Below are 12,229 nucleotides of genomic sequence, written 5' to 3'. Positions count from 1 at the left end.
GGGTGGCGTCGCTCGGGGCGTTGGGGGGCGTGCACATCGAGGGCGCGACCCTGTTGGAGACGCTGCTGCTCAATCTGGTGCCGATCGCGCCCGGCTGGCAGGTATCCGACGAGCGGGACCTGCCGGTGTGGGAGCGTGAGCCGCAGACGGCCGTCGAGGAGGCAGACTCGGCACGCGGCCCGCACGGGCTGCTGAGTCTTTACACCTGGCAGTCACGACGGATCCGGCTGTTCGGCGATGCTGGTGGCGTCACCGGCGCCATGATCTCCAACGGTGATCGGTTGGAGTGGCAGGATCGACACCTGCTGGAGCCGATGAGCGTCTGGGGACGCAGCGGGCCACGCGAGCGTGAGCAGAAGCGGACCCCGATCTACCTGCCCCGGCCGCACGACCACAGTCGGGCACTGTGGCGAGGGCTGCAGACCCTGCTGCCGGCGCCGCCGCTTCCCGGCGCCGAGGCGCCACAGCGGCTGTCGCCGATGGTGGTGCAGTGGCTGGCCCGGCTGACCGTCACCGGGGTTGTCGGGCCAGACTTTCAGGCACGAACGCGTGCCACCAGCGTCACCTACGGCACGCAGCAGGCGGTCGTCGACGAGGTGTTCAGCGACGCGCTGACCATGAACGTGCTGCTGCTGGTCGAGGACTCCGCTCTGCGTGCGGCGGCCGTCGACGCTGCCGGCGACGCCGAGTCCGCGGTGAGGGTGCTGCGCCGGCTCGCCGACAACCTGGTACGCGCCGCTGGTAGCCGGGACATCGACAGCGGCGATGCCGAACGCGCGGCTGAACGCGCCTACGCCCTGTTGGATCGCGCGTTTCGGGATTGGCTGGCGCGGCTCGGACCGGACAGCGATCCGGTGGCCGAGCGAGCCTCGTGGCAGCGCTTGGTGCGGCGGGCCGTGAAACGGCTGGGCAGTGAAATGGTCGCCGCTGCCGGCCCGGCGGCCTGGGCCGGCCGGCCTGGCGTCGATCGCGCCGGGAGGGATGTGCATTTCTCGAGCTCGCAGGCGGAGGCGTGGTTCCGCCTTGGCTTGGCCAAGGCGCTGCCGATGGCGGCTGAACTCGAGCACCAGAGGCAGGAGGAGGCAGCATGACAGTGGCAGAGACCAGCCGGCCGGACGCCCCGACACGTAAACCGTGGGCACGCCGTCGCAGAGGCCTCGGCGAACATGTCGCACGGACGGTCAGTGCCCTGCAGGTGCGGCTGTTGCGTGAGGCGCCCCAACCGGAGGCGGTCAGCGCACTTGCCCGGCTGCGGCGCGGCATCGGCCGGGCACCAGGCTTCGACTACACGCTCGAGCGCTACCTGCAGGTTCCGGAAGACCTGCTGGGTTACCGGCCGGCAGACGATGCCGTTGCCACCGACGCCGAGTACGCCATGCATGATGCGGTGACCCTGTACGCGCTGCATCAGCAGTCGCGCCGGGAACGGATGCATATGGATGGACGAGGGCTTGGCCAGGCCCTGGCTGAGCTCGTACGCGTGTCGGCTGGGCCAGACGGTGTACGGCGCCGGTTCGCCGCGCTCGGCACTGCCAGCACCTACCACGAGGGCATTTACCACCTGCGCAGCCTGATCACGATGCTGCGTGAACCGCAGATCCCACTCGACTACGGCCTACTCGCCGACGATCTGCAGACCCTGCGCCTGCCCACGGGTCGGCCCCAGGTCCAGGCCATCTGGGGCCGCGAGTTCTTCCGCAGCCGGCCCAGCACTGACGTTGAGACCCCCGCCACCGACGCCCACGAGGAGAACCTGTCATGAGCCGCACCATCATTGACGTCTACGCGCTGCAGACGGTGCCACCGAGCAACCTCAACCGAGACGACACCGGCTCACCCAAGACCGCCGTCTACGGCGGTGTGCGGCGCGCGCGGGTGTCCAGCCAGGCATGGAAGCGCGCAATCCGGCTAGCGTTCGCAGGCCTGCTGGACCGCTCCCAGCTCGGCGAACGGACCAAGCGCGTGGGCGAGTCCCTCGCGGCGCGGATCAAGGCCCTCGACCCCAGCCTGTCCGACGAGGCCGCATCCACGCTGGCCGCCGAGGTCTTCGTGGCTGCCGGCCTCGCCAAGGCGGAGAAGAAGAAGAGCGAGGTGAAGGACGTCGAGTCCGGTTACCTGATGTTCCTGAGCCACCGGCAGGTGGACAACCTCGCCGCCGCAGCACTGGAAGCCTCCCGAGCTGGCACCACTCTCGACAAGAACCGGTTCAAGGCACTGGCCAACACCGAACACTCAGTCGACATCGCGATGTTCGGCCGGATGGTGGCCGACATGACAGACATCAACGTCGACGCCGCATGCCAGGTGGCGCACGCCATCAGCGTCCACGCCGTCGACAACGAGTTCGACTACTTCACCGCCGTCGACGACCGCAAGGCCGACGCCGCCGAGACCGGCGCGGGCATGATCGGCACCATCGAGTTCAACTCTTCCACCCTGTACCGGTACGCGACCGTCGACGTGGACGCGCTGCACCGCACCCTCGGCGACGCGGGCGCGACCCGAGCTGCGGTCGAGGCATTCCTGACGGCGTTCGCGCGTAGCATGCCGACTGGCAAGCAGAACACGTTCGCCCACCGTACGTTGCCCGACGCGGTGCTGGTGCGGCTGCGTGACACGCAAGCGATCAACCTGGTCGGGGCGTTCGAGACGCCCGTGCGGGAGACGCACGCGGCCGGGCGGATCGAACTGGCCGCAGCGGCACTGGCGAAGCACACCGTGGCCGTCGAGAACGCGTTCGGCGAGCGGCCGGTCGGTAGCTGGGTCACCCAGGTCGGTGACAAGACTGCGGTGCTGGCCGACCTCGGCAAGGCGGTCAGCTTCAGCGAGTTGGTCACCGGAGTGGGAGAGCAGGTCGCTGTGGCGCTCGGACAGCCAGCATGAGTGTGTTGTTGTTGAGGCTGGCGGGCCCGCTCCAGTCGTGGGGGTCGTCCAGCCGGTTTGCTCGCCGGGGCACCGAGGTCGCGCCGACCAAGAGCGGAGTGATCGGTCTGCTCGCCGCAGCCAAGGGCGTCCGACGTACTGAGCCGCTTACCGAGTTGCTGGGCTTGGAGTTCGGGGTACGGCTGGACCAGCCCGGGCAGATCCTGCGGGACTTCCAGACCGCCCGTTCTCTCGACGGACGCGACAGCGCGCCACTCACCTACCGCTTCTACCTCTCCGACGCCGCTTTTCTCGCCGCCGTCAGCGGTGAGCAGGAGCTTCTGCACGGTCTGATGGAGGCACTCAAACGGCCCCGGTTTCCGCTCTATCTCGGTCGCCGCTCGTGCCCGCCGGCCCTCCCGATCAGCCTCGGCGTACACGAAGGCACTGTCGATGACGCCCTGACGTCGTGGCCGTGGCTCGCCGCCGAGTGGCACCGCCGCAAGGCGGCCCGCACGGTCCGGTTGGAGATCATCCGAGACGCCCGGGCGGGCGAGCCGGTCACGGAGACCCTGCCCGACGAGCCGGTCAGCTTCGATCCCGCGCATCGGCAGCACACTTGGCGGTCGGTGCTGCGCCGGCACGTCGACGTCACCAACGACCTCGCGGAACGGGCCGGCGTTGCCGAGCACGACCCGCTGAGCCTGCTGGGAGGCTGAGCATGTTTCTTACTCGATTCCAGATCAACCCCGCTCGCCGAGGTGCACGGAAGCTGCTCTCTTCACCGCATGCCATGCACGCGGCGGTCCGCGCCGCCTTCGCCGTCGCGGCGGACCACGAACGGGACGGCACCCGTACGTTGTGGCGGCTCGACACCCCAGCCACCGCCACCGTCCACCTCTACATCGTCAGCCCCGGCCGGCCCGATCTCACCCATCTGGTCGAGCAGGCCGGCTGGCCCACCACGGAGACCTGGGTAACCCGCGACTATGGCGGGCTGCTCGGCTCGCTTCGTCCCGGCCAGGATTGGGCGTTTCGGCTCACCGCGAACCCCACACACAACGGGCGTAAGACCACCGACGCCAAGGAGACACAGCGCTTCGGTTACCTTCGTGAAGAGGAGCAGGTCGGATGGTTGGCCAGCCGGGCCGCCCGGAACGGCTTCGCCCTGGCGACCCAGCAGGACGGTCGCCCTAACCTGCGGCTGCACCGCCGCCAGACGCAAACCTTCAGACGAGGCATGGGCGCTGTCACCCTCACGACGGTGACCTACGACGGCATCCTCCACGTCACCGATGCGGACGCCTTTCGTAGAGCGTTGACCAGCGGGATCGGACATGCGAAGGCGTACGGCTGCGGCCTGCTCACTCTCGCTCCCGCAGGCTGAATCCGGGCTGACCGATGAAGATCCCAGGCGTGCCGCCAGCCGAGCTCGGCGACCTCACCCGAGCCGAGGATCGGATCAGCTTCCTCTACCTCGAACGCAGCGTGATCCATCGGGACAGCAACGCGATCACCGCAACCGATGATCAAGGCGTTGTGCACATTCCGGCCGCCTCGGTGGGTGTGCTGCTGCTCGGACCCGGCACCAGCATCACCCACCAGGCCATCGCCCTGCTCGCCGACCACGGAGCCACCGCCGTCTGGGTCGGCGAGCGGGGCGTGCGCTACTACGCGCACGGACGATCACTCGCGGCGTCCAGCCGTCTGCTCGTCGCGCAGGCCGCTGCGGTCAGCCATCGAGACCGCCGGCTCGCCGTAGCCCGCACCATGTACGCGATGCGCTTCCCCGGCGAGAACACCGCCAACCTCACGATGCAGCAACTGCGCGGCAAAGAGGGCGCACGAGTCCGCCGGACATACCGTGAGCATGCCGAGCGGACTGGTGTCGCCTGGCGCCATCGCGACTACGACCGGACCGACTTTGCCGGCAGCGACCCGATTAACCAAGCGCTGTCGGCCGCTCACGCCTGCCTGTACGGCATCGTGCACACGGTCATCGTGGCGCTTGGGGCCGCGCCTGGTCTCGGCTTCGTGCACACCGGGCACGAACGGGCTTTCGTGTACGACATCGCTGACCTGTACAAGGCTGAGATAACGATCCCCGTTGCCTTCGACGTGGTGGCAAGCGGCTCGACCGACATCGGCACCGACACCCGACGCGCGGTACGTGACCGCGTGCACGACGGGGCCATCCTCGCGCGGTGTGTACGTGACATCCGCATGTTGCTTTTCCAACCCCAGCCCGGAGGTGAGATCGAGGACGAAGATTCCCTACGCCTCTGGGATGACACCGGCATCGAACTGACAGCAGGTCGAAACTACGCCGACCTTGGCGAGGTCGACTTCTGATGACCGTCATCATCCTCACCGCCTGCCCGCCCGGACTGCGGGGGCATCTGACGCAGTGGTTGTTTGAGATCTCCGCCGGCGTGTACGTCGGGCACGTGAGCACCCGCGTACGCGACAGGCTGTGGGCTCGCGTTATCGACATGGCTGGTGCGGGCCGGGCGCTGATGGTCTTCCAGGTTCGCGGAGAACAGCGGCTGTCGTTCCTGGCCCACGACCATCACTGGATTCCGGTAGATGCGGATGGAGTGACCCTGATGCGGCGTCCCGCTGACCCGATGGTCAACCCTGCGGTCGCTGGAGGCTGGAGCAAGGCGGCCAAGCGCCGCCGGTTCGGGCGCCGTGGGCGACCAGCGTAGAGGGACGCCAACAGGCAAGGCGATCGATGCCCATTCGACGGTAAGAATGCGACACGTAGTCGATTGGGCGAGTTCGGTTTGGGGAGACCCCTGTGTGCCTGGCGTGCAGCGATAGGTGCGACAAATCGAGAACCTTCGACGTCACGTGTGCGGGGGGGAGCGGGACCGTCACGCGAACGCGGGTACGGCGCGATCCGCGATCAGACCTGCGTCCGCAGGAGCAGAACCTCACCTACGGGGCCTATCAGCCGCTGAGCCACCCGCGCTCAGGGCGCAGCATGATACCGGCGCCGACGTCTGCGATGTACCCCCACCGGTGCGCGGGACCAGGGCCGAAGAATGTCCGGGTGGAGGGGCCACTCCCGCCTGCGCGGGGAGCAGGCGCCGACATGGCGCCGATGGCGCGTGCGTGCAGGACCACCCCCGCGTTCGCGGGGAGCAGTCCTCTCGCGTGGCACGGGGCCACTCCTTGGGAGGACCATCCCCGCGTTCGCGGGGAGCAGCAGATGCCCTGCATTCCGCCAGGCCCGTGGCATGGACCACCCCCGCGTGCGCGGGGAGCAGGTCGCAGTTTCCGCGCGCGACTGCGGTTAGCCCGGACCACCCCCGCGTGCGCGGGGAGCAGGGTGGGACGACCTGCTACAGGTCTGCCGGCCGAGGACCACCCCGCGTGCGGGGAGCAGGAAAGCACCGACACGATGAGCCACAGCCACAGGGACCACCCCCGCGTGCGCGGGGAGCAGCACACCTGCCGGGCGTGGTCGCGCTGCTCGGACGGACCACCCCCGCGTGCGCGGGGAGCAGGACCACTGGCCCTCCTCGGCGTAGAACTTCGCGGGACCATCCCCGCGTGCGCGGGGAGCAGGGGGCCGTCGACCCGGCGGCCCGCAAGACCACGGGACCACCCCCGCGTGCGCGGGGAGCAGTTCGCGAGGCCCGCGCGCTCCTGCCGCTTGGCGGGACCACCCCCGCGTGCGTGGGGAGCAGGAGTACACGATCGTCGACCCGTCGGCGGCCAACGGACCACCCCCGCGTGCGCGGGGAGCAGATCCCGTGGTGGTGGGTCGACGACGCCGACGCGGGACCATCCCCGCGTGCGCGGGGAGCAGTCCCACCGCCAGAGCGGTTGGGCGCCGGCCAACGGACCACCCCCGCGTGCGCGGGGAGCAGCCGAGCGAGGCGGCGTGGCGGCGGGCGCTGGAGGGACCACCCCCGCGTGCGCGGGGAGCAGTACCAGTCCGGGACCCCGAGCCTGCGCTTCGAGGGACCGCCCCCGCGTGCGCGGGGAGCAGGACGACGTCGCCGGCCCGGCGGGCGTGGATGAAGGACCACCCCCGCGTGCGCGGGGAGCAGCCCGTCTCCGACCTTGTCCGTAACCCCGCCGGAGGACCACCCCCGCGTGCGCGGGGAGCAGGTGTCCGGGCTGACTCGGGATGTGGCCGCCGAGAGGACCACCCCCGCGTGCGCGGGGAGCAGCACAGCTTCCGCTCGCTGTCTCGCGCCACCTTGGGGACCACCCCCGCGTGCGTGGGGAGCAGGGCGCCATCTTCGACCCGGCCCGCCAGCGGGCGGGACCACCCCCGCGTGCGCGGGGAGCAGAGCCCGTCATGCAAGGACGGATACCCCGTGGACGGACCACCCCCGCGTGCGCGGGGAGCAGGTCGACCAGCGCGACACCACGGACCTGACCGAGGGACCACCCCCGCGTGCGCGGGGAGCAGATCGGGCCGAGCATGGGCTTGTTGTTGGTGTCGGGACCACCCCCGCGTGCGCGGGGAGCAGCGCAACGGAAGGAATCAGCGGATGCCGAAGCGGGGACCACTCCCGCGTGCGCGGGGAGCAGTTCGCATCTGTCCACGCCGGACTGTCAGGCCAGGGACCACCCCCGCGTGCGCGGGGAGCAGGACGCGCACTCGACGGCGTGGAAGCCGAACAACGGACCACCCCCGCGTGCGCGGGGAGCAGATCCAGACCACGGCCACGGTCCCCAGCGCGAACGGACCACCCCCGCGTGCGCGGGGAGCAGCACGGGCCCCTCGGCCTCAACGTCGCCGGCTCGGGACCACCCCCGCGTGCGCGGGGAGCAGACGTTCGGCATCGAGTCGGAGTCTGAGGCGGAGGGACCACCCCCGCGTGCGCGGGGAGCAGATCCACATCACCGACCAGATCGACGACCTCGTGGGACCACCCCCGCGTGCGCGGGGAGCAGAAGTCACCGCCCGGCCGGCGGAACGCCGCCAGAGGACCACCCCCGCGTGCGCGGGGAGCAGGCGATCCAGCATTCGCCGATCTGCGCGCTGATGGGACCACCCCCGAGTGCGCGGGGAGCAGCCAAGATAGAGCCCCACGTGCGTTGCCGGATCGGGACCACCCCCGCGTGCGCGGGGAGCAGGAGGGCGTCCGCGAGGGCGTTGATCGTGGCTGCGGACCACCCCCGCGTGCGCGGGGAGCAGACGTGGGCGCTTGCTACCGCGACTGCGGAGCCGGGACCACCCCCGCGTGCGCGGGGAGCAGCCGACTGCCCAGTTCCCGGCGGGTATGTGACGGGGACCACCCCCGCGTGCGCGGGGGGTAGTTGGCCGCTTCCTGCCGCAGGTGCCAGTTCTCCGGACCACCCCCGCGTGGGCGGGGAGCAGCCTGCCAGTCGGCTACCCGACGGCAGGGCTCCCGGACCACCCCCGCGTGCGCGGGGAGCAGGCCGGCCGCCGCCCCGATGAGAAACCACTTCCAGGGACCACCCCCGCGTGCGCGGGGAGCAGGGCGTCGCCAGTTTCCACGGCCGACCCAGGGCAGGACCACCCCCACGTGCGCGGGGAGCAGGTCACCGCGCCGGTGGCGTACTCCGCGGCGCAGGGACCACCCCCGCGTGCGCGGGGAGCAGCGACCCACCGGGCGAGAGAACTCCACCGGCTCAGGACTACCCCCGCGTGCGCGGGGAGCAGTTGGTGCCCGACACGCTGAGCAGGCCGACCTTGGGACCACCCCCGCGTGCGCGGGGAGCAGCTGATCGTGACCATGCCGAGCACGAACTTGTCGGGACCACCCCCGCGTGCGCGGGGAGCAGTCAGCAATTTTGCCCGGGTGGTGACGGAGCGACGGACCACCCCCGCGTGCGCGGGGAGCAGCCGTCCAGGCTGCGACCGGCATACCAGCGCGGCGGACCACCCCCGCGTGCGCGGGGAGCAGGCCGGCCACGAGGGCTCCGACCGGGCGGTCGACGGACCACCCCCGCGTGCGCGGGGAGCAGGCGGTGCCGGACGCCGATGACCCGATGACGGAGGGACCACCCCCGCGTGCGCGGGGAGCAGGAGGACGGCAACAGCCCGGTCCTGACCGGCCAGGGACCACCCCCACGTGCGCGGGGAGCAGGCTGGTCTACACCTCGTCGGCCGGCATGGTGAGGGACCACCCCCGCGTGCGCGGGGAGCAGCCCTCTACGTCAAAGAACAGTCGAGCGCCCATGGGACCACCCCCGCGTGCGCGGGGAGCAGATGACGGGCGCCGGGCTGCGTGTCGACGGGCACGGACCACCCCCGCGTGCGCGGGGAGCAGTACGTCGAGAAGCGGGCCGCCGAGTCGGAGGAAGGACCACCCCCGCGTGCGCGGGGAGCAGACAGTCGTGGTGCTCATCTCTGGTCCTCCAAGGGGACCACCCCCGCGTGCGCGGGGAGCAGTCACCCTGGCCTCCGGGGTGGTCGGGTCGCGCAGGACCACCCCCGCGTGCGCGGGGAGCAGGCGGTGTGGATGTCGCGGGCGGTCAGAGTGGTGGGACCACCCCCGCGTGCGCGGGGAGCAGGCCGGGTGGTCCGGGTCGACGGGATCAAGGTGGGGACCACCCCCGCGTGCGCGGGGAGCAGGGCGAGGGCTGTGCATGCTCTCGTCAACCAGGCGGGACCACCCCCGCGTGCGCGGGGAGCAGGTGACCCGACCCAGGATGTCATTCTCTAGCACAGGACCACCCCCGCGTGCGCGGGGAGCAGTGCTGCACAGCCTCCAGCCGCTCCCGCAGCTTCGGACCACCCCCGCGTGCGCGGGGAGCAGTCCACGGTCGACTCCGCTCCGGCGGCCGTCGACGGACCACCCCCGCGTGCGCGGGGAGCAGTGGACGGGGTGGCGCATCCGACGGTCAAGCCACGGACCACCCCCGCGTGCGCGGGGAGCAGTTCTTTCAGGTCCAGAATAAATGGGGTAGACCAGGACCACCCCCGCGTGCGCGGGGAGCAGGACGCCTTCCTACCGGCGACACTCTTTACCTTCGGACCACCCCCGCGTGCGCGGGGAGCAGATCCCCGCGTACGGCTTCCTGCGTGGCGTGTGGGGACCACCCCCGCGTGCGCGGGGAGCAGGCGGCACCCCGGGCGGCTACGAACGGCACCGTGGGACCACCCCCGCGTGCGCGGGGAGCAGTCGTCCACCGCGAACGGTGGCGACGCGACCGGCGGACCACCCCCGCGTGCGCGGGGAGCAGTGGGAATCCACGGTGACCGACGACCGGTTCAGCGGACCACCCCCGCGTGCGCGGGGAGCAGTCTCCGGCTTCGTGACCTGCGGTGGGGGCAAAGGGACCACCCCCGCGTGCGCGGGGAGCAGCTGTGGTGGGAGTCCACCCACGGGCCGCTGCAAGGACCACCCCCGCGTGCGCGGGGAGCAGGTAGCGTCGGTGAGAGAGACGCCGGAAATGAGAGGACCACCCCCGCGTGCGCGGGGAGCAGATGCCGCGTAGCAACGGCCGCAACCGGTCCCCGGGACCACCCCCGCGTGCGCGGGGAGCAGGTGGTCGCCCGGGTACGCGCACCGGTCGTCTTCGGACCACCCCCGCGTGCGCGGGGAGCAGACTCGCCGATCATCAATTCGGTGGTGCGGCACGGGACCACCCCCGCGTGCGCGGGGAGCAGGTCGGTGCGTTGATGACGGGCGACGTCGCCCGGGGACCACCCCCGCGTGCGCGGGGAGCAGGCCACTGGTCAGCCCTCCGCGACGTAGACACGCGGACCACCCCCGCGTGCGCGGGGAGCAGGACCTGTACCTGATCTACAAGTACGGCGGCTACGGACCACCCCCGCGTGCGCGGGGAGCAGACTTGCTGACCTGCGGCGCTAAAGATCAACAAGTCGATTTTGCATCACTAGGTTCTGCAAGATCCTCATCCGAAAAAGAGTGGACGAGGTGCTGCTTCATCGTAGCGCTGGTGTGTGGCGAGCGCTGCCGGGTGAGCGGCGATCGTTCGGTCGGCGGCTTGCGAGGCCCACGACAGGAGGGCGAACAGTGGCGCTATAGGTGGTGCTTGCGGGGGCTCAATCGGATCGCTGTGGGTGCCTCTTGCTGTCAGTGCGCCGTGCGCCCTCTTCGACTCGAAGAAGGTTGTCAATGATCATTTGAAGGCCGTCTTGTGCGGCGGGTGAGAGCTTCGTGATTGATCGTGTCATTAGGCGGATCTGGGGGTTGGGGTCTTCGGGTTGTCTGCTGTCGCCTAGGAGGTAGCCGACTGGCACGTTGAAGAACTCTGCGAGGCCACGGAGTGTCGAGGCTTTGGGGTTGATGCGTTCGGCTTTGAGTAGGTGTCGGATGCCGTTTGCGGTGATCTTGTGGCCGGCTTTGGTTAGCGCGACCGCGACTTCGTGTTCTGTGTATGGCGGTCGGCCTGGAGGGCTGGCGGCGAAGAGGGCGCGGAGTCTGCCTTGGATGAGGTCAGAGGTTGCGGCCTCGGTCTGGTCGGCTGGCGTGTCCTTCATGGAGCCTCCCAACTGCAGCCACTCGTAGCCGTAACCCGGAACTGTAGTTGACGCCGCTGCGTAGTCCGTGCTTAGCTCTCTGCATCGCCAGTGAAGTGCACTTCATCTAGTAGGAAGTGTGCTTGGGAGGAGCGTAGCGGATTGAGTTAGCTGCCGGGGGGTGGCTTCTCGATTCGTGGGAGATCGGCGTTGCAAGGCGCGCTGGTCTTCGTGGGCCTGCTTCGTTTGGTCAGCGTCCAGGTCGTGACAGCAACGGGGGACCAGCCGCGCCGGTGTAGGCAGCGGCTAGTGCTGTACGGCAAGCCTTCGGGGAGGCGGACGTGCAAGAGCCATCAGACGGACGGCCCGAAGAGCCCACCGCCGACGTGCCTTCGAGTGCGGGCGGTGGGCTGGGGGAGCCGGCGGTGAGGCAGAAAGCCTTTCCGCCGGCTCCTACTCCCGAGGAGATCGCTGCCCGGGTGGAGGCGTTGAAGTCGCAGTGGCGTCGCCGCGTGGATGCGGCGGTGACGCGGGGGATCCCTCGCGAGTTCGGTGCAGGCAGGCGGGTGGAGTCGCTGTGGTGGCGGGCGGCGCTGCTGAGCGAGGGGTGCCCGTTGGCCTGCGTGTCGTCAGCGGATGGCGGGGTGGGGCGGTCGGCGTTGACGGCGTCGCTGGGTGGGTTGCTGGCGCTTGCGGTGCCGGATCCGGTGGTGGCGGTTGACGCGACATTGCGGGCGTGGGGCGGTCTGGAGCATCGGGTGGCCCGCCGCACCTCGTCGACGGTGTGGGATGCGGTGGCTGCCGGCGCGGAGCTGGCGGATTGAGGTTCCCCCGGTAGCTCGGAGGCTTTCGATCATGCTCTGATGGAGCTGAAGGGAGTCATCCGTGGCAGCACCGAAGAAGTACCCCGATGAGCTGCGTGAACGTGCGGTGCGCTTGTATCGGGAG

9 protein-coding genes and 1 CRISPR repeat array are annotated in these 12,229 nt (G+C 70.3%); of the genes, 8 read left to right on the top strand and 1 reads right to left on the bottom strand.

The window, feature by feature from the left end:
- From casA to cas2e, 7 genes are all read left to right on the top strand, one after another.
- A partial coding sequence (casA, locus tag F6X68_RS23865; protein ID WP_151456380.1) for a type I-E CRISPR-associated protein Cse1/CasA occupies positions 1-1,091 on the top strand: 1,091 nt, incomplete at its 5' end.
- The gene (gene casB / locus F6X68_RS23860) at positions 1,088-1,762 is read left to right on the top strand and encodes a type I-E CRISPR-associated protein Cse2/CasB (protein ID WP_151456379.1); all 675 of its coding nucleotides are present in this window, start codon (positions 1,088-1,090) and stop codon (positions 1,760-1,762) included. The genes casA and casB, both read left to right, overlap by 4 nt.
- Positions 1,759-2,883 (top strand): type I-E CRISPR-associated protein Cas7/Cse4/CasC, encoded by a 1,125-nt coding sequence (gene cas7e, locus F6X68_RS23855; RefSeq protein WP_151456378.1) that lies wholly within the window; start codon positions 1,759-1,761, stop codon positions 2,881-2,883. The genes casB and cas7e overlap by 4 nt, the downstream gene beginning before the upstream one ends.
- Positions 2,880-3,581 (top strand): type I-E CRISPR-associated protein Cas5/CasD, encoded by a 702-nt coding sequence (cas5e, locus tag F6X68_RS23850; RefSeq protein ID WP_151456377.1) that lies wholly within the window; start codon positions 2,880-2,882, stop codon positions 3,579-3,581. Before cas7e ends, cas5e begins: the two co-directional genes overlap by 4 nt.
- Before the next feature lie 2 nt (positions 3,582-3,583).
- Positions 3,584-4,249: a type I-E CRISPR-associated protein Cas6/Cse3/CasE gene (gene cas6e, locus F6X68_RS23845; RefSeq protein WP_151456376.1), complete on the top strand. Its 666-nt coding sequence runs from the start codon at positions 3,584-3,586 to the stop codon at positions 4,247-4,249.
- A gap of 14 nt (positions 4,250-4,263) precedes the next feature.
- On the top strand, positions 4,264-5,214 hold the full coding sequence (gene cas1e, locus F6X68_RS23840; RefSeq protein ID WP_151456375.1) for a type I-E CRISPR-associated endonuclease Cas1e: 951 nt from the start codon (positions 4,264-4,266) through the stop codon (positions 5,212-5,214).
- Positions 5,214-5,570, top strand: coding sequence for a type I-E CRISPR-associated endoribonuclease Cas2e (gene cas2e, locus F6X68_RS23835; protein WP_151456374.1), 357 nt, complete (start codon positions 5,214-5,216; stop codon positions 5,568-5,570). Before cas1e ends, cas2e begins: the two co-directional genes overlap by 1 nt.
- Before the next feature lie 353 nt (positions 5,571-5,923).
- A CRISPR array of direct repeats spans positions 5,924-10,648; the repeat unit is 28 nt; unit sequence GGACCACCCCCGCGTGCGCGGGGAGCAG.
- 216 nt (positions 10,649-10,864) lie between these two features.
- On the opposite strand, the gene F6X68_RS23830 is transcribed toward cas2e, so the two are convergent.
- Positions 10,865-11,302, bottom strand: coding sequence for a hypothetical protein (locus F6X68_RS23830; protein ID WP_151456373.1), 438 nt, complete (start codon positions 11,300-11,302; stop codon positions 10,865-10,867).
- A 404-nt stretch (positions 11,303-11,706) separates the two neighbouring features.
- Here F6X68_RS23830 and F6X68_RS23825 point away from each other — a divergent pair, with 404 nt between their 5' ends.
- Positions 11,707-12,105: a hypothetical protein gene (locus F6X68_RS23825; RefSeq protein ID WP_151456372.1), complete on the top strand. Its 399-nt coding sequence runs from the start codon at positions 11,707-11,709 to the stop codon at positions 12,103-12,105.
- Positions 12,106-12,229 lie beyond the last annotated feature (124 nt).

Origin of the sequence: Micromonospora sp. AMSO12t (assembly GCF_008806585.1) — a bacterium.
Lineage (GTDB): Bacteria > Actinomycetota > Actinomycetes > Mycobacteriales > Micromonosporaceae > Micromonospora > Micromonospora reichwaldensis.
The sequence above is the reverse complement of the archived record's forward strand: the minus strand, read 5'-3'. Positions and strand labels throughout refer to the sequence as shown.

Coding starts and splice junctions, on each gene's coding strand:
- casB (WP_151456379.1), top strand. CDS start 1,088: ATGACAGTGGCAGAGACCAGCCGGCCGGACGCCCCGACACGTAAACCG.
- cas7e (WP_151456378.1), top strand. CDS start 1,759: ATGAGCCGCACCATCATTGACGTCTACGCGCTGCAGACGGTGCCACCG.
- cas5e (WP_151456377.1), top strand. CDS start 2,880: ATGAGTGTGTTGTTGTTGAGGCTGGCGGGCCCGCTCCAGTCGTGGGGG.
- cas6e (WP_151456376.1), top strand. CDS start 3,584: ATGTTTCTTACTCGATTCCAGATCAACCCCGCTCGCCGAGGTGCACGG.
- cas1e (WP_151456375.1), top strand. CDS start 4,264: ATGAAGATCCCAGGCGTGCCGCCAGCCGAGCTCGGCGACCTCACCCGA.
- cas2e (WP_151456374.1), top strand. CDS start 5,214: ATGACCGTCATCATCCTCACCGCCTGCCCGCCCGGACTGCGGGGGCAT.
- F6X68_RS23830 (WP_151456373.1), bottom strand. CDS start 11,302: ATGAAGGACACGCCAGCCGACCAGACCGAGGCCGCAACCTCTGACCTC.